17 protein-coding genes and 1 pseudogene are annotated in these 23871 nt (G+C 38.7%); 10 read left to right on the top strand and 8 right to left on the bottom strand.

Annotation, left to right across the window (positions count from 1 at the left end; translation table 11 throughout):
* Positions 1 to 36: 36 nt before the first annotated feature.
* Positions 37 to 2220 carry a helix-turn-helix transcriptional regulator gene (locus BN1243_RS21040; protein WP_062110136.1) on the top strand — a complete coding sequence of 728 codons (2184 nt, stop codon included), beginning with the start codon at positions 37 to 39 and terminating at the stop codon, positions 2218 to 2220.
* Positions 2221 to 2501: 281 nt separating this feature from the next.
* A complete protein-coding gene (locus tag BN1243_RS21035; RefSeq protein WP_062110134.1) occupies positions 2502 to 3284 on the top strand; it encodes a formate/nitrite transporter family protein in 783 nt (260 codons plus the stop codon).
* 5 nt (positions 3285 to 3289) lie between these two features.
* On the opposite strand, the gene BN1243_RS21030 is transcribed toward BN1243_RS21035, so the two are convergent.
* Positions 3290 to 3832 (bottom strand): GNAT family N-acetyltransferase, encoded by a 543-nt coding sequence (locus BN1243_RS21030; protein ID WP_062110849.1) that lies wholly within the window; start codon positions 3830 to 3832, stop codon positions 3290 to 3292.
* Between the two features lie 685 nt (positions 3833 to 4517).
* Here BN1243_RS21030 and ahpC point away from each other — a divergent pair.
* From ahpC to BN1243_RS21015, 3 genes are all read left to right on the top strand, one after another.
* Positions 4518 to 5081 (top strand): alkyl hydroperoxide reductase subunit C, encoded by a 564-nt coding sequence (ahpC, locus tag BN1243_RS21025; protein WP_062110132.1) that lies wholly within the window; start codon positions 4518 to 4520, stop codon positions 5079 to 5081.
* 15 nt (positions 5082 to 5096) lie between these two features.
* Positions 5097 to 6629, top strand: a complete 1533-nt coding sequence (gene ahpF / locus BN1243_RS21020; protein ID WP_062110131.1) for an alkyl hydroperoxide reductase subunit F — start codon at positions 5097 to 5099, stop codon at positions 6627 to 6629.
* 308 nt (positions 6630 to 6937) lie between these two features.
* Entirely contained in the window at positions 6938 to 8308 is a 1371-nt protein-coding gene (locus BN1243_RS21015) for an MFS transporter (protein WP_062110129.1), read from the top strand.
* Between the two features lie 306 nt (positions 8309 to 8614).
* On the opposite strand, the gene nadA is transcribed toward BN1243_RS21015, so the two are convergent.
* Genes nadA through nadB form a run of 3 tightly spaced genes read right to left on the bottom strand, consistent with a single transcriptional unit; the run spans position 8615 to position 11966 of the window.
* The gene (gene nadA, locus BN1243_RS21010) at positions 8615 to 9574 is read right to left on the bottom strand and encodes a quinolinate synthase NadA (protein WP_154669918.1); all 960 of its coding nucleotides are present in this window, start codon (positions 9572 to 9574) and stop codon (positions 8615 to 8617) included.
* A gap of 15 nt (positions 9575 to 9589) precedes the next feature.
* Positions 9590 to 10426: a carboxylating nicotinate-nucleotide diphosphorylase gene (gene nadC / locus BN1243_RS21005; protein WP_062110127.1), complete on the bottom strand. Its 837-nt coding sequence runs from the start codon at positions 10424 to 10426 to the stop codon at positions 9590 to 9592.
* A complete protein-coding gene (nadB, locus tag BN1243_RS21000; protein ID WP_062110125.1) occupies positions 10380 to 11966 on the bottom strand; it encodes an L-aspartate oxidase in 1587 nt (528 codons plus the stop codon). Before nadB ends, nadC begins: the two co-directional genes overlap by 47 nt.
* 86 nt (positions 11967 to 12052) lie before the next feature.
* Here nadB and BN1243_RS21905 point away from each other — a divergent pair.
* Both BN1243_RS21905 and BN1243_RS20995 read left to right on the top strand, forming a co-directional pair.
* A pseudogene (locus tag BN1243_RS21905) lies at positions 12053 to 12184 on the top strand (DUF2812 domain-containing protein); the annotation flags it as partial.
* 222 nt (positions 12185 to 12406) lie between these two features.
* Positions 12407 to 13651 carry a hypothetical protein gene (locus BN1243_RS20995; RefSeq protein ID WP_062110123.1) on the top strand — a complete coding sequence of 415 codons (1245 nt, stop codon included), beginning with the start codon at positions 12407 to 12409 and terminating at the stop codon, positions 13649 to 13651.
* A gap of 41 nt (positions 13652 to 13692) precedes the next feature.
* On the opposite strand, the gene BN1243_RS20990 is transcribed toward BN1243_RS20995, so the two are convergent.
* Positions 13693 to 14520, bottom strand: a complete 828-nt coding sequence (locus BN1243_RS20990) for a sugar phosphate isomerase/epimerase family protein (RefSeq protein WP_195892141.1) — start codon at positions 14518 to 14520, stop codon at positions 13693 to 13695.
* Positions 14521 to 14534: 14 nt separating this feature from the next.
* Positions 14535 to 15587, bottom strand: a complete 1053-nt coding sequence (locus BN1243_RS20985; protein ID WP_062110112.1) for an oxidoreductase — start codon at positions 15585 to 15587, stop codon at positions 14535 to 14537.
* 207 nt (positions 15588 to 15794) lie between these two features.
* On the opposite strand from BN1243_RS20985, the gene BN1243_RS20980 reads away from it, so the two are divergent.
* The 3 genes from BN1243_RS20980 (at position 15795) to BN1243_RS20970 (ending at position 19434) form a co-directional block, all read left to right on the top strand.
* On the top strand, positions 15795 to 16664 hold the full coding sequence (locus BN1243_RS20980; RefSeq protein WP_062110109.1) for a sugar phosphate isomerase/epimerase family protein: 870 nt from the start codon (positions 15795 to 15797) through the stop codon (positions 16662 to 16664).
* A gap of 73 nt (positions 16665 to 16737) precedes the next feature.
* The gene (locus BN1243_RS20975) at positions 16738 to 17703 is read left to right on the top strand and encodes a Gfo/Idh/MocA family protein (protein ID WP_062110107.1); all 966 of its coding nucleotides are present in this window, start codon (positions 16738 to 16740) and stop codon (positions 17701 to 17703) included.
* Between the two features lie 384 nt (positions 17704 to 18087).
* Entirely contained in the window at positions 18088 to 19434 is a 1347-nt protein-coding gene (locus BN1243_RS20970) for an ABC transporter substrate-binding protein (RefSeq protein ID WP_062110105.1), read from the top strand.
* Positions 19435 to 19588: 154 nt separating this feature from the next.
* Here the strand turns inward: BN1243_RS20970 and BN1243_RS20965 are convergent, their stop codons facing one another.
* Positions 19589 to 21595 carry a glutaminase family protein gene (locus tag BN1243_RS20965; protein ID WP_062110104.1) on the bottom strand — a complete coding sequence of 669 codons (2007 nt, stop codon included), beginning with the start codon at positions 21593 to 21595 and terminating at the stop codon, positions 19589 to 19591.
* Positions 21596 to 21669: 74 nt separating this feature from the next.
* Positions 21670 to 23820, bottom strand: coding sequence for a hypothetical protein (locus tag BN1243_RS20960; RefSeq protein WP_230200286.1), 2151 nt, complete (start codon positions 23818 to 23820; stop codon positions 21670 to 21672).
* Between the last annotated feature and the right edge of the window lie 51 nt (positions 23821 to 23871).

Raw genomic sequence — 23871 nt, 5'->3', positions numbered from 1 at the left:
ATTCGGACGTTTGATCTGTTTAATGAGGTGGAGTAAATGAGAAAGTTTGTCACTATTATAGGGTTTATTCGTATTTTTGCTGTATTGCTCTCTATAGTGATCGTTATGTTCGGTACTAATTACCTTCTTATGAAAAGCTCCACTCAGAGACTTTATGAGCAGATGAAAGAAAATAATCGATTAGTCGTTAGTAGTATCATTCAATCCATCGATAATTCTTTCAAAGACATTAATAGTTTAATCTATTCAATTGATATTTTGCCCTATGATTCACGAACTTTAAACAATGAGGGGAATTACTCAAACTATCTATTGTATAAAGATATGAATAAGCTCATCACACTCTCCTCTTCTCATGATTATCTTGAAGAGGCAGTTGTGTTTTTTGAGAATTCAAATATTGCGGTTACTTCAGTCGGGACAATTGATCTAAACGAATTATTAAATAAGCAGTATCAAAGTAAACAAAAAAATTCGATGTTTTGGACCTCCTTTTTCGGTGAAGAAAGACCATTCCAAGTATTTCCTGCGGCGGATTATAAAATAAAGGTTAGCGGCGATAACTTTCATACTAAAAAGTTAATTACGATCGCAGGAAATACCCAATTTTCATCTAAAAATATTATTATTTTTCTAGATGTTGAAGCCTTACTAGAAACGGTTAATCAGAAAACAATGATGGATGAAACCTCCTTCATTATTTTAGACCATGACAATAATGTTATTTTAAGCACCGAAGATAAATTAAACTTAGGGGATGTTGTGCAAGGTTTATATTTAAATGAAGGTGAAGAAACCATCTTAACAAATAGAGCTTATGAATACGTAGTCTATAAATCTGACTACAATGGCTTCACTTATATTAATCAAATCCCTATCCAATATACAGCCCTTGACTCGATTACAGAAGGACATCGAACGATTACGATCACGAGTTTAGTTGTCTCTTTCTTTTTATTGTTCTTGCTTGGTCTGTATTTATTTAGACCAATCCAAAAACTGAGCAGCCTTATCGGAGGTGAGCCAAATTGGAGCAGTATTCATAAAGGAATCAGTCGCTTGACGAAGGAGCTAAAAGCATCTCAAGATCAAGAAGGTACATTGAAATCGGAATTGCGATTAAATAGGTTTCTTAACGCATTGCACTTAACGGATAACGGCTGGGAAACAACGTACCCTTTCACAAACTTTATCTCAAATCGTCAATTCATTCTTATGAAATTAGCATTTGATCATAAGCCACCTATAGAAAAATGTAAGGGCTTTATAATCAAGGACTTTGGAAGAAAAGAAATGATTTGGCATGCGACGAATACTGAATTTTTAGTACTAGTTGGGGTTGATCGCAGTTTTGAACGAGAACAGTTGCTTGAATCCGTTCACCATTTAATCGATCACGTCGGGAAAAAATGGCAATCTAATATGAAGGCGTTTATTAGTAAGGTGTATGATTCTAGGATGGAGCATTTGCATTCAGCCTATCAAGATATTCTCGATGCTTCCATTTATGGAAATATCGGCGCCGAAGATCCGATATATGATGCTGAAACAATTCCATATAACCCTCATATGTATTTTCCAGCGGATCAACTTGAAAAGTTATCAAATTTAATATTTAGCGGGAATGAGCAAGATTCGATCGTCATTATTAATGATATAATCGATAAGAATAAAGACGCAAACATTCAACGTCACCAATTTATTGCGATATTACAAAGCACTTTATTATTCGCGAAAAGACACCTTACGCTACAAGCGGATGATGAACAAGTTTTACATACATTAGAAAAAGACTTTTTGAAAAGTACGATGGATTCTCTTGATGAAATGACAAAGTCGTTTATGCAAATTATTAAGTTTATTTCACAGAAAACAAGGCAAACCCAAGCAAGTAAATTAGATCGTACCTTTATAGCGCAATATATCGAACTTCATTATATGGATAATTTATATTTGGAACATATGGCATCCATTACAGATACATCCTCCAAGTATTTCTCTAAATTCTTTAAGAAGACATTTGGAGTAAACTTTATCGAGTACCTGCATCAGACGAGGATTCACCATGCAAAAGAGTATTTAAAAACAGAAAACAGTACGATTGCAGAAATTGGTGAAAAAGTAGGCTATTTAAATGCGACCACTTTCGCCAGCACATTTAAAAAATATACTGGGGTCTCACCAAAACAATATCGGGATAAAATAATTAAGGGTGAATAACGAAGAAGAGCATGCGACAGTACGGGGCTTTCCATTTGGATAGCCCCTCTTTTCATGAAAGCGGAAGAAGAATTCGCATCACAAACGGTTAAAATACTTTGCCATTTTATGAACCTATTTTACATTCCCCTTCCCTTCCACCTATGACTAGTCTAAAATGTTGATAGATTGGCATTATTAATAAAATTCTATCCCCTTCAACTTCAGCATACGATACTAGTAAGTATCCCATTCCGCAAAATTATGCTGCAGATCTAATAATGAACGAGGTGTTATTATTTATGGCGTTTCATTCCCCGGAAAAAATTATCGAATTGGCTCGGGACGCAGGCGTTAAAAAGGCTAAACTTCCTTTCTCCAATGCTATGATTTTAGGATTTTTAGCTGGAGCCTATATTGCCCTAGGGTTTTTATTATATATTCGGGTATCCGCTAACTTTCCAATCCATATTTGGGGAGCCTTGCCTTCGATTATCGGGGCGAGTCTCTTTCCTTTAGGACTTATTCTTGTCATTATTGCAGGTGGAGAACTTCTAACAGGAAATATGATGGCCGTCACGCTTGCTAAGCTTTCTGGAAAAATTACCACTTGGCAGATTACCAAAAATTGGATCATAGCTACGATCAGCAACTTTATCGGTTCCGTTTTTGTTGCCTATTTTTTCGGCCATTTACTCGGTTTAACTGAAACAGGCCCTTACTTGGAACGAACGATTACGGTTGCTGAAAATAAAATCAACGAACCTTTTCATCTCGCCTTCATTTCAGGCATCGGCGCCAACTGGCTTGTCTGTCTAGCAGTTTGGCTTGCTTACGCGGCAAAAGATACAGCTGGTAAAATAATTGGAATCTGGTTCCCTATCATGGCCTTTGTAGCAATTGGTTTTCAACACGTTGTCGCTAATATGTTTATCATCCCTGCCGCTATTTTTGCAGGATCATTCAATTGGCTTGTATATTTCGAAAACTTCATCGCTGTTTTTCTTGGAAACGCCATTGGCGGTGCTATTTTTGTCGCTAGTTTCTATTGGGTGGCGTACGGAAAAAATGAGGAGCGTGTATAACGTCCTCATTTAATTAATCGCTCATAAAGACTGTATCCACCCTTCTCTCCGATATAGCTATACCCGTTCGCTTTGTAAAATTGATTTAAATGGTGATTATCCGCAACACAGTCCAAACGGATTATTTGTTTATTTTCAAAAGAGATTCCGGAATCGCACCACTGCAAAATCGCTTGACCAAGTCCCGTTTTCGCGTATTTTCTTCTAATCGCTAAACGATGTAAGTAAATCGCCTGATCCTCAAAATCCGCCTTTTCTCCCCAAAGGCGGCAATCCCACTCACTCGGCTGCCGCATCAAAATCGCCATTCCTGCAAGTTCATCCCTATACCGACAAACAAAAACATCACCACGCTCAATTGCTCCCGCCGTATCATGAGAATCATCCCCGGTCAACAGTCCACTCCACTGTGAAGAACCTTTACTACTCAACCATTCAGCAGTTTCACGTAGTAATAAAATAATTTCATCAGTATCTTCCATTTCTGCTTGAGCCATCACATATACATCATTCAATTGCTTGTTTTTAATTGTAAAAGAACTTTTCATACGGAACCTCACTTTTTGTTTTTTCGACTGGTAACCTTTTTTCATAATACATGACCATCCAAGTTTTTCAATCGATTATTTCCATAATAAATCTTTTGGGATATGGAATATGCAACTCTTAATTTGTGAAGTCCATCACAAATATGTTATACTAAATTAGTAGAGTGGTCTCTACTAATTAACAATACCAATTGAGAATGAGTGATAATCTGATAGTTTGGATAAACCGTTTTCTAGTAAACGGGGCAGTAATTTTATCACTTTCACAGATGGAGCGCCATATTCTTATCTTCTTCCTTTTAGATAGACAAAATAAGTAGTAACTAAAAAAATACATCCTTTATTACGAAGATGCTAGGATGATCGATCGGTTTGAGGTAAAATAAAGTGAACGTTCAATTAGTGTCGGGATTCCATCTTCTACTTACAATTCTTGGATTTCCTGCGAATTGAAAGTTTTACACCATGCTGGATAAAATGAAACTTAATTTTTAGCACAGATGAAATATCTTTTTGCTGTTTAAGTCGAATTTTATCAAAAAAGTAGAGCAAAATACTTGCAAAACAGATAATACTATATAATAATGAATATTGAGTTGTAATAATTATTATCTGAATGATAGTTTTTCCATCCTTTTGGGAAAACTATACATAAATCAAATCATATTTAGGAGGAAGATGAATTATGGCACTTATTGGTAAACAAGTAGAACCATTCAAGGCAGAAGCTTATCACAATGGTGAATTTATCACAGTAACAGATGAGAATTTCAAAGGACAGTGGAGTGTTGTTTGCTTCTATCCTGCAGACTTTACATTCGTTTGTCCAACAGAATTGGCTGATCTTCAAGAACAATACGCTACTTTGAAAGATCTTGGTGTTGAAGTATATTCTTGCTCTACTGATACACATTTTACACATAAAGCATGGCATGATCACTCAGAAGCAATCAGCACCATCGAATACATTATGATCGGTGACCCTTCTCAAAAAGTTAGCCGCATTTTCGATATTCTTGATGAAGAAGCTGGTCTTGCAGAGCGTGGTACGTTTATCATTGATCCAGATGGCGTAATCCAAGCAATTGAAATCAATGCGGGTGGAATCGGTCGTGACGCAAGTGCTTTAATTGATAAAATTAAAGCTGCACAATATGTACGTAACCATCCTGGTGAAGTTTGCCCAGCTAAATGGAAAGAAACTGGTGAAACTCTTAAGCCAAGCCTTGATCTAGTAGGAAAAATTTAAGGAGCGCGATAATTCATGATCCTAGATGCTGACATCAAAGCACAACTAGCCCAATATCTACAAATGTTAGAGGGCGACTTACTTCTTAAGGTTAGTGCAGGAACGGACAAAGTATCTCAAGATATGCTCGACTTAGTCGATGAATTAGCGACTATGTCATCGAGAATTAAAGTTGAGCATACACAACTAGAAAGAACACCTAGCTTCAGTGTCAATCGAATTGGCGAAGACACAGGAGTTACTTTTGCTGGCGTTCCACTTGGTCATGAATTTACTTCACTTGTTTTGGCTCTGCTGCAAGTTAGCGGCAGAGCTCCTAAAGTGGAGCAAAATGTCATTGATCAAATTAAGAATCTCCAAGGTGAATACCATTTTGAAACATATGTCAGTTTGACATGCCACAACTGCCCTGACGTAGTTCAAGCATTAAATATCATGGCTGTTCTAAACCCAAATGTTACCCATACGATGATTGATGGGGCAGCTTTCAAAGATGAAGTTGAAGGAAAAGGCATTATGGCTGTTCCAACAGTTCACCTTAATGGCGAATTTTTCGAAAGTGGCCGTATGACTTTAGAAGAAATTTTAGTAAAAATGGGCAGTACATCTGATCCATCCGAATTCGCTAATAAAGATCCATACGATGTCCTCGTTGTCGGTGGTGGCCCTGCCGGTGCAAGTGCGGCGATTTATGCAGCACGTAAAGGCATTCGCACAGGAATTGTCGCTGAACGTTTTGGCGGCCAAATTATGGATACTCTTGGCATTGAAAACTTTATTAGTGTAAAACGTACTGAAGGACCTAAGCTCGCCGCAAGTCTTGAAGAACATGTCAAGGATTATGACGTTGATATAATGAACTTACAACGTGCGACACGACTAGAAAAGAATGAGCTAGTTGAAATTGAACTTGAAAATGGTGCTGTTTTGAAAAGTAAAACTGTCATCATCTCAACTGGTGCCCGCTGGAGAAATGTCGGTGTACCAGGTGAAGTAGAGTTCAAAAATAAAGGTGTTGCTTACTGTCCACACTGTGACGGCCCATTATTTGCTGGCAAACGCGTCGCTGTTATTGGTGGAGGTAATTCTGGAGTAGAAGCCGCTATTGACTTGGCAGGCATTGTGAAACATGTAACAGTTCTTGAGTTTGGAGCTGAACTAAGAGCTGATAGTGTGCTTCAAAATCGCCTTTATAGCCTTCCAAACGTAACAGTGCTTAAAAATGCACAAACAACAGAAATTACCGGAACAGATAAAGTAAATGGTCTAACTTATATCGATCGCGAAACAGAAGAAGAAAAGCATGTTGAATTAGAAGGTGTATTTGTACAAATCGGTCTTGTACCTAATACTGAATGGTTAGATGGCGTTGTTGAGCGCAATCGCATGGGAGAAATCCTTGTTGACAAGCGGGGAGCCACTAACATTCCTGGAGTATTTGCTGCAGGTGATTGCACAGATGCTGCTTTTAAACAAATCATCATCTCCATGGGATCAGGTGCAACAGCTTCCTTAGGAGCATTCGATTATATGATTCGCGGTGAATAGTTTTATAATTCAGAGGTCACTTTTTAAAGTGGCCTCTTTTTTTTTTGCAATAGATTAAAAGAAAGAATGATTGTTTCATTTGTCTCTTATGCCACGCTTGCTATAGCTTTTAATTATAGCAAGCGATACTTTTTTTCAGTTACCCTATGTCAGTTGACGCATGGTAAGATTCATTTACAACAACAACATCTGTGCAATTTATGCCGGCATACGTAAGGAGCAGATGGGGAATTTCTGGAGAATGAGAATGAAAGTGCAACTCCTATTTTCCCAATATTCAAAACAAATCAAGGAGGATGAACCCTTTAATGAGAACAATTCATGCAACACAAATTGTAGCCAACAGCAAATTTAACAAGTTTCAATTACTCGTTTTTTTATGGTGTTTCTATGCTATCGCCTTTGATGGCTTTGATAGTGCTTTATACGGAATTGGCTTGCCCCTGATGATGGAGGATTTCCAAATAAGCCATGTCGAGGCTGGTGCCATCAGTAGTTACTCGGTTATCAGTACGATTATCGGTACATTTTTATTTGGCGCTCTCTCAGATCTAATTGGTCGAAAAAAAGTTATCGCTATCTGTGTACTTTTATTTAGTGTTTTTACCTTTCTGTCCGGTTTCGCACCTAGCGTCTTGATTTTTACAATTTTACGCTTCATTGCGGCACTTGGACTGGGCGGAGTTATGCCCGCACTCATTGCGGCAATGGTCGAGTATTCCCCTAAGAAAAACCGAGCATTAACCGTTGCAGCAATGTATTGCGGCTTTTCCATTGGGGCGATTGTCGCATCATTAATCGGTATATATTTCATGGAAAACCTTGGATGGCGATTCTTATATTGGATAGCTATACTCCCCTTTTTAACGTTACCCTTTTTCCTTAAAAAGTTCCCGGAATCCCTAGGCTTTTATATCGCCCGCAAACGGAACGATAAAATAGCTCAGATTCTTAATCAGGTGGATCCAAGGGGCAATTATCAAGCTACAGACAAGTTTGAAGCTGGCACCGTCGAAATGCAGAAAAAGGAATTGCCTATTAAACAAGTCTTTTCCAATAAAAGACTTATTAGTACATTAGCCTTTTGGCTAGCGATGACTTGCTCCCTGTTAGTTATCTCTGGTTTAGGTACATGGCTTCCAAAAATCATGAATGAATCTGGGTATGGTATCTCTTCCAGTTTATCTTTTAATCTTGTCCTTTCGTTTGGGCAAATTACTGGATCCATTGTCGGAGGAGTGTTAGTTGAACGAATTGGCCACCGCAGAGTTTTAATTTCGATGTTTTTAGTTGCTGCTCTTTCATTTCTTTTATTAAGCTCGACATCTAATACACTCTTATTATATGTTCTTGTAATGTTAACTGGGGCATGTACAATTGGTACGCAAAATCTTATGAATCCGTACGTTTCCGAATTTTATCCACGAGAAGTTCGAACAACTGGGCTTAGTATAGCCATTGGTGTCGGGCGGTTCGGGGGAATTTTAGCACCTGTTATGATTGCGCTTTTGCTAGCGACAAACTTGCCACCACAACAGGCATTTATGGCCTTTGCGATTCCTAGCCTGCTCGGAGCTCTTGCTTTTTTCACAGTTCAAGAGAAATATGGCAGTTTTGATCGTGTCTTGAAGCCAGCTAGACAGATTTCGGAGCCAGCTAGACAGCACACAGAGGCATGAATATAAGATTAGAAAAAGGTGCTAGGTTTCCGGGCTTGCGGGAACCTAGCGTTTTGTTAAAACAAGCTTTCGTAATAGAATGATTTCTGAGCTTGATATGATCAAAAAATTAATCCATAATCCTAAAAGTATTTTTCTAAACTTAAAAGATTAATCTGTAATTTAATAAATTGTCGTCCAAACTCGGAAGTTTATTCTTAAACTAAATTTTAAACATGATTATCTGAATACCTGAAATGTACAGAAACAGTTATTTCTCATCAATATAAATTTAAAAACCAGCTCCCGTTAGGAACTGGTCCTATATTACCCGATCGAAACCATCCGATCAATTGACAGCTTCGCTCGTTCCGCAATCTCTTTAGGAACTGTGATGACATGCTTGTTTTCCTTTAGAGCCGCAAGTACTTTTTCAAGGGTGATCATTTTCATAAAAGGACAAACTGCTTCTGGATTTGCAGCGATGAATCGCTTCGTAGGATTTTGCTTTTCCATTTGATGAATGATGCCCACTTCCGTTGCCACAATAAATTCCTCAGCTGATGAATTTTTCGAGTGCGTCAACATATTCCCAGTTGATAAAATATGAGTTTTATCTTGAGGAAGAACCCCCTCCGACTTCAAATACATACTTGATGTCGAGCAACCACATTCCGGATGAACGAGTAAATCTGCTTCAGGATGCTTGGTTAGCACTTCTTCTACTTGGTATGGGGCAATCCCTGCGTGCACATGACATTCCCCCATCCAAATATGGATATTCTCGCGGCCTGTTTGATTTTTCACAAAGGAACCAAGAAACATATCTGGTAAAAATAAAATCTCTTTATCTTCGGGGATCGAGCGTACAATATCGACTGCATTAGACGAAGTGCAGCAATAATCACTCTCTGCTTTCACTTCAGCTGTTGTATTTACATAAGCAACGACTACAGCATCAGGGTGCTCCGCTTTCCAAGCACGGAGCTGTTCCGCTGTAATTGAATCCGCTAAAGAACAGCCTGCTTCAAGATCTGGCAAAAGAACAGTCTTCTCTGGATTCAGCATTGCTGACGTTTCTGCCATAAAGTGAACACCACAGAAAACAATCACATCAGCCGAAGTATCTAGCGTTGCCCGAGCTAGACTAAGAGAATCACCTAATACATCTGCAATATCTTGGATTTCCGGTAGTTGATAGTTATGGGCAAGCAAAATGGCATTACGCTTTTTCTTCCATTCTTGAATTTCTTCAATTAAGCGATTTTTCGTTTCAGTCATGATCATTTTCATACTCCTCCCTTATTCCAATACAACTTTTACACTAATATCAAACGCTTTATAGGAATGCGTTAAAAAACCAAGTGAAATATAATCAACGCCACAATCTCTATAGCTTTCTAAATCTTCCATAGTAATCCCGCCTGAAGCCTCCGTCGTAATATGAGCAGGCACTAATTTTATGAATTCCTTTATTTCATCTGGTGTACGGTTGTCAAACATGATTACATCCGCTTTCGCTTCTACCGCCTCAATCACCTGCGCTTTTGTCTCCGTTTCCACTTCAACCTTTACCATATGTCCTAACTGTTCATGGATCAGGTCAACAGCCCGCTTTATCGAACCTGCAAATGAAATATGATTATCTTTAATCATGACTCCATCATAAAGTCCAAAACGATGGTTATAGCCACCGCCACAACGGACAGCATATTTTTCTAGCATTCGCAGACCAGGTGTCGTTTTTCTCGTATCACATATCCTTGTATGATCGCTATTTAACAACTCCACTGCTTTTCGCGTCAAAGTTGCAATCCCACTCATCCTTTGTACAAGATTTAAAACAACTCTCTCCCCTTTTAAAAGGGTTGAAATCTCCCCAGAAACTACGCCAAGACGCTCTCCTATCGAAATTCTATCACCGTCTTTAACGAACAGCTTAATATCCACGTCACCATTCAAAAGCTGAAATCCCGTCCTAATGATTTCCTCGCCGCAAAATATTCCCTCATCTTTCGATAAAAAGACGATTTCCCCATGAGTATTATCTGGAAAAATTAAATCTGTTGTTATATCTTGCTCACCAATATCTTCAATAAAAAACTGCTCCATTAACTTCCTCAGTTTCAGTTTGTTCATCTATCACTACTCCCCCTTCACGATTTTGAATGATCACTTTCTTTCGCCAATATTCATCTTCATTTGGGAAATCACTTCGAAAATGACCACCTCGGCTTTCTGTCCGCTTCAAAGCTGCTTCTGTAATCAAATACGCATTAATATACATAAAAATCATCGTAAGATCTTGAATAGAATAAACGTCAAGGATTGTGAAATTTATCACATCCAATTGATCTAGCCACTCCATTTGCTCTGATAACAGCTCTTTGGAACGAACGATCCCGACTTTTTTCATCATCGTTTCCTTTAAAAGCGAAATATCGGGAAGCTGGATCGTTTTTTCTTCAACCGCTTGAAGCGCATGTCTCGGAAACGCACCTAGTTTTTCGTGAGAGTTTATCCATCGTGAAAGCTTTTTCCCTTGATAAAGACCTTCTAATAGCGAATTACTTGCCAACCGATTAGCACCATGAAATCCCGTACATGATGCCTCCCCAATCGCAAATAATCCTTTTAGGGAAGAACGCCCGATTCCATCGGTTTTGATCCCGCCCATTAAAAAATGGCTCCCAGATATAACCGGGATTCTTCCTTCCGCTAAATTCACACCATTCTTTTGGCAAATTTCTGTAATCGATGGGAATCTCCTCTCGAAATTAGAAATACAGTCGATATCTAAATAAATCTCATGACCTTTTTCCCTATAATCAAAAATTGCCTGAGAAACAATATGTCTTGGCGCAAGATCTTTTAACGGATGGACACCTTCCATAATCGGAGTCCCATCTTCTGTAACTAAGATCGCTCCTTCTCCACGAACTGCTTCGGAAATTAACCCTCTCACTTTTCCGTCTTTATACAACAAGGTAGGATGAAATTGGATAAATTCCATATCCGCAATCTCGGCACCAGCTAAATAAGCCATGGCAATCCCGTCTCCTGTAACCGTTTCGGCATTGGAAGTAAATGAATACAATTGCCCGCAACCGCCAGTCGCCAATACGATATAATTTCCATAAAAATGGCGAATTACTCCATCCTGATTTTTCGCTTTAACTCCAATACAACGATTTTCTTTCTCGTCTACAATTAACTCATACGCAAAAATATTTTCCTCTACCTCGACATGATCTCGGAGACTATGAATCAAATATTCTATTAAATTTTTTCCCGTTGCATCTCCACCGCTATGAACAATGCGCTTCTCACGATGAGCTCCTTCTAACCCGAGCACGAGATTTCCTCTCGCGTCTTTATCAAAAATATCCCCATCTGTCGAGATCTCTTGGATAAGCTCAGGAGCCTCGTTCAATATTTCACGAACAAGACCTGAATGATGGTGATGGTACCTTCCCGCCTCCAATGTATCGGCGAAATGCTTTATCGGATCGTCTTCGATTGCTACTGCCGCTGCAATTCCACCTTGAGCTAAATAAGAGTTCGCGTTCTCCATACGTGACTTTGTCAGAATCCTCACATTCAAATCGTCACGAAGCAAAGTCGCTAACCGCAAAGCAGCAACCCCACTTCCAACAATTACAACATCATCATCTTTCATGATGTAACCCTCCGAAGTTTACATATGTCTTGACAACTATAATTACACAAATTATTGTGAAAAACAAGGATTTTATGTAATTTTTCACCTTCGGTTATAAATTTCGCAAAGCTGAGCCTGAAGATGTGATCATAAAAATTGATTATAGAATATTTAAAAAACATGAAGATTTTATCGATTATAGTTCCCTATTCGAAGATAGCGGTTGGAAGCACATTTACTGAACTCAATATTTTAATTATATATAGACATACACAACGAGCTGTTATCGCTTGTTGTGTGTTTTTTCTCTAGTTGAATTTAAGACCTTCTAGTTATTTTTACTTATATTTTTAAAAATTTTATAGTAACATAGTTACAGATAGGAATTATTTGGCAGGATGTCATTATTTGAAATCCTAGCCTTTCACTACTTATACAGTCAACTTGGAGGAATCATCATGAGAAAATTACTAAGTATTTTTGCTATTATACTATTATTTTTAGCAGCGTGTAGTAGTAATAATAACGCAGGGGTTACAAATAAGGATGCAGATAAGACTAACACAGAAACATCTGAGGAAAATTCCGATGACACGGAAGACGTAATTTCTGAAGCAGAACAAATTAAAGGCTTCACACCATATGTTGAAAAGTCCGATTTTATTATTGAAGAAAATACTTTTGATCCTTTATATTATTATAAAGAGAGCCGATACGAAGAGGACGACCCTTATACTTGGGGGATTGGAAGTATTGCATTTGTTAAAACATCACCAGACGGTTCCCTTTATTATTTCAGCGGTTCAGGGGGGCATAAGGAAGAGGGCCTAGCATATGAGGTCTTTACACTTAACGAACAGAATAAACCTGTCATTCACAGCAAAATCTACATGCCGACACAAAAGAAATTAGTGGAAGAAAATGAAGAATATTATTCAGTTGATGAGCAAATCATCAATAATACTCTCATAACTTTATATGAGCACCACCATGTTCAAGAGGGTGAAAACTCATCTATCCAATTGACTATAGAGACGACCGATATAAGTGATATTTTGAATGGTATAGATAAGGATTATGAAGCCAAAGCGGTCTTCGAAAAAACCCTTAACTATGACGATAATGATACATTGGAATATTATCGGAATGACTTTGGTTCCATCGTTAACTCTTCAATAGGTCCTGTCTTTATCTATCCAAATAATCCGAATGAGAAAAGCGATTTTAACATATTTCCATTAACAAACAACCCATTGAATAGCGAGACCAAATTAAAAGATCCTTATGACATTGTATATACATCAAGTGAAATCCTTTATATCGATTTTGAAAAGGGCTATTATTTTGTTGAAGACAGTTCAGATGATGGTATAAAGAGATTAGACATCGAAAGTGGCGAACCGTTATATGATGGGGCAACTGACAAAGTATTACCACTCGATTTTAGTTATTCGAGTGAGATCTATCAAATAGATGATGAATCTTTCTACGCTATTGATGACGAAACAATTTATGTAATCGGCCATGATCTTGAATTATTGGATTCCACTTCTATCTTTGCTGATGAGGATGAGGAAGATGACTATGAAGGAGATCTGTACGGTCCTTACTATTTAGGCGATAACCAATTCCTAATACTAGAAAATTATGAGTATCAACGTAAAGAGCATTTGAAAACGTCTATTATGAAATACGAGTTTTAACCATTAGTGCCAGGTTTCGATACCTGGCACCTTTTTTTGAATTAAGCATCTACCGTATAAGCTTTTTTCATTGTTTCTAAACCATAACGAGCTACTTCCAATGCTGATTTGCCTTGATAATCTTCAATAAACAGTTCTAATGATAGAAATCCTTTGTATTCGATCTGTGCAAGTATGTTCGCCATTTCTTTTGTTGGGGATATTCCTTCTCCTGGAAAAACACGATGACGATCTTCTAGTTTCTCTCTGGATGGATCGTCAGGATAATCATTGACATGAACAACCCCAATCTCGTTTGCATGCATTCTTTTGATTTCAAAAAGGCTGCTCCCACCCAAATGCATATGGAATGGATCGATTAAAACCTTTGACTCTCTGTTAGCTTTTGCTAAAATTAGTTGCGCTTCTTTTAACGTCGATAGTTTCGCTGCCTTCCCCCAAAATTCTAGAATAGGTTCGATTCCTATCTTTCTACCAATATCAGCTAGTCGATTAAAATCGCTTGCTATATCTTCTAATGGGACCTCCGCTACATTTCCAAACGGTGGAGCAGCAATAGCAGTACACCCCAATGACTTTAATAATCTCATTTCTTTTTCAGCTTGTTCCAAAGCGTTCTCCTTTATCTCTCTATTTGCATCCGCCCATTTGAAAAACGTTATTGCATTGATAAAAGAAAGATTAGATTCCTCTAACGCTGCTTTGATCCCCTGAACAGTTCCTCCATTTGCTAGGAAGTCTTCGATATTACGCATCCACAGTTCAATTCCGTCATATCCAGCTTGCTTTGCCACTTCAATTTGCTCGAGGATCGTAAGTTGGAACGGAAATAAAGTTGAGGCATTTAATGCTGTCTTAAATGGAAACATTGGTTTTTCTCCTTTCATATAGATAAAAACCGTCCTTCCTTGTCGGATTGTAAAGCCCGTTCAATTAAATAGATATTGAATCTCGCCTCTTCCGGTTTCACTAGTAAATCGGAGAATCCCATTATAGAGTCGTATATATTTTGGTAGTAATGCTGGTAGCCCCCAGGAATAGTCTCAATTTCCCCCTTAATATTCAACTGTCCGATTGTTGTGTGGACAACTCCCCAGCGTTCTTTGCTTTCCCTCCCCCACTGTCTGTTCGAGGCAGGAGATTCTCCAGCTATTAAAGCTTTTTCTTGTGGATCGATTCCAAATTTAATGAATGATCCTTTTTCTCCATGTAAAACATAACGAGGGCTTTCCATTCGAACAAATGGGGAGGATCTAAGAGTGACCTTCAAATTGTTTTCATATAGAAGCGTTACATCAAAGTAATCATGGGCAATGGCACCTTTACGTTGATTTTGAATATGTGCACTAATTTTTTGAGGAGCCCCGAAAAGCTGAACGGCTTGATCAAGTAAATGAACACCTAAATCATAAAATACTCCTGCCCCTTTTCCTGCTTGATCACGCCAATTATGATTCGTCGCATTCGGATGATAACGATCCCAACGGAACTCGCATTCCTTGATTTCTCCAAGCAGTCCCTCTCGAATAATAGCTTGAAGCGTCATAAAATCGCCATCCCAGCGCCGATTATGAAAAACACTTAATACCTTATTTTTCTCTTTCGCCAACTGGATTAGTTCATCTGCCTCTGCACTCGTAGCTGTGAACGGTTTCTCAATAACGACATGTTTTCCTGCATTCAATGCATCGCGGACGAATTCGCCATGTTGTGTGCTTAGAGTTGTGATGACGATTAAATCAATTGTTGGATCCTCATAAAGTTTAGTAACAGATTTTACAACTTCCACCCACGGATACCGTTCTTTCGAATGTTCGCTCCTTCGCTCTACCACTTTTTTTAAGTGTAAGCTAGGAACAGAAGTAATAATTGGAGCATGAAAGGTTCTACCTGCGAATCCATAGCCTATTAACCCTACTTGTAACGGATTGCTCAAATAAAATCACTCCTCTTCATTAAAAATTCCTGTTCATTTCTTGGAGTAATATCCTCATAGATCATATGAAGGATAAATAATGATAGACCAAAAAGATTCTGTCCGTTTGTATATCAATGATATTAATAAAAATAAATCTGTCATAAATAGTTTACGAGAGGACTAATCTTTTAAGGTAGCAAGAACTTTTATACAGGAGGTATGATCATGAGTTTTCAAATCGGAATGCGGATCCCCCCGCATATTGGCAAGCTAGGAATGGAAAACGTCGCTTATTGGGCGGCAAGTATTGGACTTGATGTCGTTGACGTTCCTGTATATAACGAAAGTATTAAAAAGACTTTACATGATGCGGGGCTTCAAGTTGGTTCCATTGACCTGAGAGGCACTTCGGCTTTGCTTAGTGAAGATGAATCGCGACGCGCAAATGCGATCGAGTCGATCACGAAACAAATGACGGAAGTATCAGAGTTAGGTGGAAAAGTACTGTTTCTAGTTCTTATCCCTGAAGATGCGAATCAATCAAGAGAAAAGAGCTTTTCAATCTGGAAGGAATCCTTTCCTGAGGTTATTAAACACGCGGAAGAAAAAGGCCTTTATCTTGCCCTAGAAGGTTGGCCAGGACCAGCTCCGCAATATCCGGCAATTGGCTGTACACCGGAAACATTAAGGGCGATGTTCGAGCATATTCCATCCAAACACTTCGGACTGAATTATGACCCGTCTCATTTAGTCCGGCTTGGAATTGATTATTTACGAGTTCTTGCTGAGTTTGGTGATCGTGTTAATTATTGCCATGGAAAAGATACTGAGATTTTACATGATGAACAATATGAATATGGCACTTTACCTGCTAGCTTTGGAGTGAAATATGGATTTTCTGAAGGGGCATGGCGATATACGATTCCTGGCCATGGCGATGTCGAATGGGACAAGGTAGCCGTTCGCCTTGAAAAAATTGGATATAAAGGCCCCATTAGTATTGAACTTGAGGATATGCGTTTTTGGGGCTCTTTAGAAGCCGAACAACAAGGGATTGTGAAAGCTAAAAATCATTTAACACTTTATTTTAAATAAGTCGCATTTTTTCCGAGTTTCGCTTGTATCTATTTTATAGAAACAAATTTTAAATCGGGGAATGAGGTAAATTATGAAGAAAATTCATATTGGTATAATTGGAACTGGCGGGATTTCTAATTTGCACGGGGATCATTTGGCTGTATTAGACAATGTGGAAATTGTGGCGGTTACAGATCCGAATGAAAATAATAGAAAACGATTTATTAACAAGTATCAACTAACAGCGGCTTCTGAGTTCGATGATCACACAGATATGCTAAAGCACCCTTCATTAGATGCAGTCATTATTTGTTCCCCACACACACTTCATTTTAGACAAGCTATGGACGTCATGGAGCACGGTTGCCATGTATTGATTGAAAAACCAATGGCCTGCTCAAAAAAAGAAGCGGAGGAATTAATAAAGACAGCTGAAAAACTGGGAAAGGTGTTACAAGTATCGTATCAACGTCATTTTGAACCCGCCTTTATGTATATCCGTGAAGCCATCGCAAATGGCGAGATTGGAAGATTAACTTCAGTTACGGCCTCTTTATACCAACAGTGGGGACATGGATCAGAGAATGTATGGCGTAAAAACCCTGCTTTATCAGGGGGTGGGATGTTAATGGATTCCGGCAGTCATATATGTGATGTGCTACTCTGGACAACGGGATTAACTCCGATAGAGGTATCGACACAATTAGAAAAGCATCATTCAGCAGTAGAGCTCGATTCCTTTACAGCTATTCGCTTTGAAAATAATGTCATCGCTGGTTTAAACATTGTCGGTTATGCGCCTTTTTGGCATGAAACCTATGTATTTTGTGGTGAAAAAGGTGGTATTTTCTATGATAATGGAAAAGTCACACTCCATCGTTTAGGAACTGAGCCAATTACACCGCTACTTCCAGAAAAGGCAACAAATCAAGATAAAAGCTTTATTGATGCGATTCTAGGAAAACACGAAGTTAAAGTACCAGGTCATTTTGCTAAAGAAGTCGTTAATCTGACAGAATTGATATACAAAGCAGCCGGATATGAGCCTTTAGTATAAATGAAAAGAATCCTATTCTTTGATCATATATATTTTTTTACTCGAAACAGGACGGAAATCATAATGATTTTCCCGTCCTGTTTTACTTATTTTTCAAGATGAAATTATCCTTCTTCTCCGCAAAAAAGATTGTTATAAATGCATCTAATGTCATATCAAATTGTCTTGACTATTATAACAATTTTGGATATATTTATTATAATTCCCCTAATTTAAATATTTGAATAATTTTTAAGGCAATACATAAAAAGGAGTTGAGGGATTAAACAAAATAAAGAGCTATGGTCGGGTCATACAAGTATCAAAACTCCAGGTGCAAAAGAATCTCGCAATGATGTTAGAAAGATTATTAAAGTTTTTAACAAAAACTTAGGAGGAAAGTTAATGAATGCGCTTACTAAACCCTTTTCGCTCTTAATATTGATTAGTTGCTTAAGCTTATTACTATTTGCGTGTTCTAATGGCCCCACAGAAAAAGTGGATACCAATGGAAATTCTGGGAATGGGAGTTCTGAAAATGGCGATTCTAAGCCTAACGATGATCCAGAACCAGCAATGGAATTTTCAGATGAGGAAGTAACTATTTCTATTCAAGTCCATTGGGATGAAGAGATGTTTAATACTCGTTTTAAAGAGCCTATTGAGGCTGCACTTCCTCATATTACTGTAGAACATGTCCGATCAGGTTCGGGACGTGAAGAACTAGAAGAGTTGTTCGCCCAGGGGATTGTCCCAGATATCCTTTTTGAAGTCTCGACGGAAAACCTTGACTATTTGGACCTAGCCTATAATTTAGATGAGATGATTGAAAAATATGGATATGATACAAGTCATATTAATCCAGTTTTTCTAGATGCAATGCGGGGCAGTGATAGTCAAGGACGACTATTAGGCATACCATATGAAGTTATTTATCGTGTTCTGTTTTACAATAAAGATATTTTTGATTTGTTTGGTCAGGATTATCCTTCGAACAATATGACATGGAGTGAAGCATTAGAATTGGCAAGAAAGATGACTGGGGAACGAAATGGAGTTCAATATCGGGGTCTTGACTTCGCCAACCCATATGTTCCGCTCCAGCAAATTCCTGTTAACTTAACCGATCCAGAAACTGGAGAAGTCAATTTAGATCAACCAGAGATTGCGAAATATTTTGATCTTCTCGATCAGGTTATTGCCTCTCATGGAGATGTTGAGGATCATTTTAGCGGAGCTCGTTACGTTGAGGACCAAACAACAGCTATGCTAGTAGAGTTTGTACAGGGGCTCAATTGGTGGCAAAATAATGAATCACTTGTTCAAGCCGTAGCTCCACTTCCTGTATGGGATGATGGGCCTGCTGTCAGTCATCGCCCTGACGGACAAATAATTCCATTGCACATTAATAAGCATAGTGAGAAAAAGGATGCAGCCTTCCAAGTATTGGCGTTCTTTACAGAAAGTGAATACCAAACCTTTGCATCACGTCAAGGCATCGGGCCTTCAACAACCGACACATCCGTACTTAGCGAGTTTTTCCAAGACTATGATTTCGCGGACGAAACAAATGTAGCTACTATTTTTGAACATCCACCTGCGACTCCGCCAGCGCAAATCAGTCCATGGGATCGGTATGTCGACCTTGATCCAGGTAGATATGCGACTTCTGGTATGGATCGTAACGAATATCTCCGCGTCATTAAAGAGGAATCAGAAGCTAAAATTCAGGAGGCTAAGGCTACTCAGTAATGCTTTTTGTAACGTCTATGTTCTGGAACTCCTTTGTTCTGATTAGCTGCTGATGAATCGAAAATAGAAAACAAATGGAGCCAAGGAAAGGTAAAACTACCTATTCTTTGGCTCCATTTGTATAGTTAATTACTACTTAAACTTTTAGCAAAGGTCAATCCGCTTTAGGATAGAGTAACTGAATAAATACGCCTCCAACTACAGAACGGTTTTGAAAGCCTACTTGTTTTCCAGTAACCGTATCATACCAATCTGTAAATGGCACTCTACTCGGCGATTCATTTAAAAGGTCCCATAATGGCGCAATCAGCTTTTCAAATGTATCCTTGTCTTCTGCCATTGACGCACTCCAAACGAGCCAATCTGCTTTTGTATACGTATTTCGGCTATCTAGCGGCGTCCCGTACTTATTACTCTTCTCTTGATAAAAGAGAACTTCCTTCTCTGCAAGCTCTTCTGGAAATAGGTGCAGATTAAAAAGTCGATCCCATACGAGATTATATTTCAGGCTCCAAGTATCCGATTCACTATCAAAAGTTAACTTTGAATGATTATCCACTCGTGCCATTTCTTCCCATTTGGAAGCCATTTCCTTTGCTGCTTTTAAGTACCGCTCCTCACTCTCGGTTTCAGCCAACATTTTGCACATAATGGAATAGGCGCCAATTCCGATAATCGCTTTGATCGATAGGTTGGCATTGCGTGCTAAATGCCCTGCAAAGTCATCTGTGCATAATTGATTCTCTGGGTCAAGTCCATTTTCTAGTAAATAGTTCGCCCATTTACTTAAAAGATCCCAATGTTCTTTGGCGAAGTTGGCATCGTTTTCAAAGACACTAACAGCGGCAGCCATGATTAGCATATTCCCGCACTCTTCAATCGGCATTTGAAATTCTAATTTATTTTCACCGTATACTTGCCCATTCGCTTTTGGATATGTTCCAACATCGTGGGGGGCAAAGTCAAACTTCCAATCTTCACTCGCAGCATAGCGGAAAATCGGCCGCATCATCCCTTTAACTAGCTCTAGATTATAATATAAATAAAGAGGGATAGATGGATAGCTCACATCAACAGTTGCGATACAGCCATTGCTGAAGTTCTCTTTTGATAAAAATAAAACATCCCCATTTTCATCACTTACTAGTTTATGAGCAGCAATGGATTGTCTATAAGCTAGTGACAGAATGTCTTTATATTTCTCTCCTCCAGTATCTTTGCCGACTCTTTGCAATTGTTCATTAAACGCAACCGACTTTGTCTGAATTTCCTCATATTGCTCTACAGCTAAAACGAGCATTTCTGAAAAAGTTAAACCATTTCTACGCCAGTAGGCATCTAGTGATTTCCCAAAATATTCAACAGAATGAATATCATCATAGGCTAAAACTAAATAATTTGATGACCAACCTTCTTCCACATTCCCATAGTCAATGACAGTCGCCATTACTGGAGGATCCTCAACAACCGTTCGTGGTTGATTATGATCATCGTCCCCTGAGATTTGACTCGTTTCTACAAACTGCTTGCGAACTTGATAAGATTGAATAACAGTTTCTACTTTCCTTGCATCAGGTGCAGCTACATGAAAATAGCCCCAATCAATTCTCGTGTCATCGCCAACTCTTTCTAAAATCGGCTGGTCTTTCGTTCCTATCGCCATGGACACAATATGCTCACCAACCGTTTTTCTCTCCCAAACAACAGCTTGATCAGCTGTATTCACACAGCAATCACCTGAAACATCAAAGTAGATACTAACATTATGCGGTTGCCCATCAATGGAACACACGCGAAATGTAATATAGGAAGCTGGTCTTGACAATAAATCTAAATCATCTAATAACAATGGTGTTAAAAAGTGAACCTCTAGTTCTACACCAGCCCCTACAAATGTGTATGTACTTGTTAGCGGTTCAACTATTAAACTCGTTTGCTCCATTGTAGCTGGTTCTTCAAACTGTCCATCTTCAGCCATTTCTACTTTCCCCATAAATTTCCTTACAGTACCGTCTATGGAGATCATTCCTACCATACTGTTACGTTTATTTGTCCAATGGCGAGTATGGTCATCATATAACTGATCTGCAGCTGACCAAATACTGAAGTATGGATCAACAGTGACAAGGGGTACAGATGGGGGTCTAAAATTTACTGGCATACTAACTCTCTCCTTTAGCGGAGGGGAGTGATTTCTCCCTCTCCCATTTTTATATATTTATTTTTAAAACTAGATTACCAGTTAACGATTAACTTTGTTCTTTCCTCCGAATGATGAGAATAATGGAGAATTATTGTTTTCGACTCATCATCCCATTCCCACTTAATTGGCTCACTCTGCTGTCCAACTTCAATTTTGGCTGCCAATGGCTTTTTAGGACAATAAACCCTGGCAACCGCTTGAATCTTTTCAGGGCCTTTCACAACCAGCTCAAAGCCTGATCGATTTTGAGCGAGTTCTTCTATTCGCGAGGATGCCGCAATAACGACCACTTCCTTATCAAACTTCTGATAGTCGAGATCATATAAAAACGCATTACCACCTGGCTTCAACGAGATTTGTTGAATAATTCTTAAGTCTGGGTCAAATAAATCTACGAAACTACCATCAAGTTCAAGCGGATTGTCATGGACGGATTCATCTAGAACAGCTGCAACTCGATAAGGCCCTCTTTGCAACATAAAATAATTATTTTCTTCCCACTCAAAATCAGCATCAGCCATTGTTAAACTATTTTTCACCATTTCTCTCAAACCATCCGCATCCACTTTACTTTCCGCACATTGATCTGGAGATATGGTCAAATAACCCGCAATTCCCTTACCTATTTCATAAATACCTTGCTTCGTTGCAGTGGAAAGTCCAAGACTTTCGAAAAGATGTTCCCTAGGAGAATCGTATTTCTGTTTGCCGTTATTCCACCATTCTCTCACGTTATGATAAGGATCACTGTCGTCACCTACATAGATGAGAATGCCTCCCTCCTTTACCCATTGTGCGATCGCATTATGGATGTCCGGATATTCTGGTTTTAAAAATTCATAGCTTAAAATCAATAACTTATAATCTTTTAAGTAATTGGAAAAGCGGCGAACATTGTCCAACTGAACGGGTCTTACCCAAAGTCCCCTCTTTAAAAGCGGCAGAGCTAATCCATAAAAATGGGAAAAGTTTAATAGACTTCTTTCCTCTTCAGCGGTAGTAGTTTCAGTGTCCATACCTTCATACTTAATATTTTTTCGCTGATACATCATCGAATCAGCAACAAGCACACCAATCTTTTCATGACGTCCATAAACTTGAATATCCGCTTGATCCATGTTCCCCAACGTATGCATCACTGTAAGGAGCGTTGTTGCATAATCGTTCGGTATTCTTTCCCGAGTAGTCCCATCCTCACTTGGATAAGTTCCTTCAAAAATTCTTCTTGGCCAAGGTGAAACTTCATAGTGAGCAATATCTGGATGTAAAAGCGAAGCCACGACTGTTTTAAAGTAATTATCCCGATAATCTGACCATGTATATCTTGGATTATCTTCAATTGGGTCATGTAAAAACCACATTCTTCGATCTGTACCGCTTACAAGTTCCTGCATCATACCGTACTCCAGAAAAGCCGTTTCAAATGTCCGCTCTTTTTGAACTCCCTCATATACATTTTGCGTGCGAGAAGTCCCTGTCCAAATTTGCGCAATATAACCATCTACCGCTGGCAAATCAATTAACTTAGACTCCGGACTGACAATCCGCCATTGTGTATAATTGATCAGACTATGGGTCGGTACGTAAAAACGAAGAAAACGGTTATACTTGACAAGTGCATATTCCTTCAATTCACTGCATAAGCGGTCTAATGTCCGAGTATATAAATATGCCTTTAATTGGGATGCTCGATATTGAGCATCTTCCGACTCATGAGGCGGTTGCCACGGTTCTTTATAGAAGATTTGCCACTCCCGCTTAAACGCCTCCGAATATCCACCATCTACCCAAAATTCTGGCTCTTCCAAATGAATGGCCTGAACACCTGCGTCGACTGCTATTTTTATTCTTTCTGTTAAAAAATTCGTAAATGCAATGGTAGGTACCATATACGGAACATCTACACCATGGCTAATATGATTTCCTTGCGCATTTTTCTGGGCTTCATCCCAATGTTCTCGCCCATCAACTTCGCCATATAAATATTCCTTATATTCACCCCATGATACACCTGTCATTAAATGAACGACATAGCCTTTCTCTTTCCACTGTTTTATCCGCTCTGGCATCGAATCATCAATTCCGTAAACCATAACAAAATCTGTTTGCAAATCATAAGAAGGTTTGTATGCCTCCACTTCTTGGAACCCTGTTCTTTCTTCATTACGGCTTCTTTTCAGCATTTTTCATCTCTCCTAGCTGAGGGTGGGAAGAGAAATAAGTCTCTCCCACCC

The sequence above is a fragment of the Bacillus niameyensis genome, assembly GCF_001375535.1.
Classification (GTDB): domain Bacteria; phylum Bacillota; class Bacilli; order Bacillales; family Bacillaceae_C; genus Lederbergia; species Lederbergia niameyensis.
The sequence above is the reverse complement of the archived record's forward strand: the minus strand, read 5'-3'. Positions and strand labels throughout refer to the sequence as shown.

Bases quoted from the DNA above. Each gene is read 5' to 3' on its own strand.
- BN1243_RS21040 (WP_062110136.1), top strand. From the start codon at position 37: ATGAGAAAGTTTGTCACTATTATAGGGTTTATTCGTATTTTTGCTGTA.
- BN1243_RS21035 (WP_062110134.1), top strand. From the start codon at position 2,502: ATGGCGTTTCATTCCCCGGAAAAAATTATCGAATTGGCTCGGGACGCA.
- BN1243_RS21030 (WP_062110849.1), bottom strand. From the start codon at position 3,832: ATGAAAAGTTCTTTTACAATTAAAAACAAGCAATTGAATGATGTATAT.
- ahpC (WP_062110132.1), top strand. From the start codon at position 4,518: ATGGCACTTATTGGTAAACAAGTAGAACCATTCAAGGCAGAAGCTTAT.
- ahpF (WP_062110131.1), top strand. From the start codon at position 5,097: ATGATCCTAGATGCTGACATCAAAGCACAACTAGCCCAATATCTACAA.
- BN1243_RS21015 (WP_062110129.1), top strand. From the start codon at position 6,938: ATGAGAACAATTCATGCAACACAAATTGTAGCCAACAGCAAATTTAAC.
- nadA (WP_154669918.1), bottom strand. From the start codon at position 9,574: ATGATCATGACTGAAACGAAAAATCGCTTAATTGAAGAAATTCAAGAA.
- nadC (WP_062110127.1), bottom strand. From the start codon at position 10,426: ATGAACAAACTGAAACTGAGGAAGTTAATGGAGCAGTTTTTTATTGAA.
- nadB (WP_062110125.1), bottom strand. From the start codon at position 11,966: ATGAAAGATGATGATGTTGTAATTGTTGGAAGTGGGGTTGCTGCTTTG.
- BN1243_RS20995 (WP_062110123.1), top strand. From the start codon at position 12,407: ATGAGAAAATTACTAAGTATTTTTGCTATTATACTATTATTTTTAGCA.
- BN1243_RS20990 (WP_195892141.1), bottom strand. From the start codon at position 14,520: ATGTTTCCATTTAAGACAGCATTAAATGCCTCAACTTTATTTCCGTTC.
- BN1243_RS20980 (WP_062110109.1), top strand. From the start codon at position 15,795: ATGAGTTTTCAAATCGGAATGCGGATCCCCCCGCATATTGGCAAGCTA.
- BN1243_RS20975 (WP_062110107.1), top strand. From the start codon at position 16,738: ATGAAGAAAATTCATATTGGTATAATTGGAACTGGCGGGATTTCTAAT.
- BN1243_RS20970 (WP_062110105.1), top strand. From the start codon at position 18,088: ATGAATGCGCTTACTAAACCCTTTTCGCTCTTAATATTGATTAGTTGC.
- BN1243_RS20965 (WP_062110104.1), bottom strand. From the start codon at position 21,595: ATGCCAGTAAATTTTAGACCCCCATCTGTACCCCTTGTCACTGTTGAT.
- BN1243_RS20960 (WP_230200286.1), bottom strand. From the start codon at position 23,820: ATGCTGAAAAGAAGCCGTAATGAAGAAAGAACAGGGTTCCAAGAAGTG.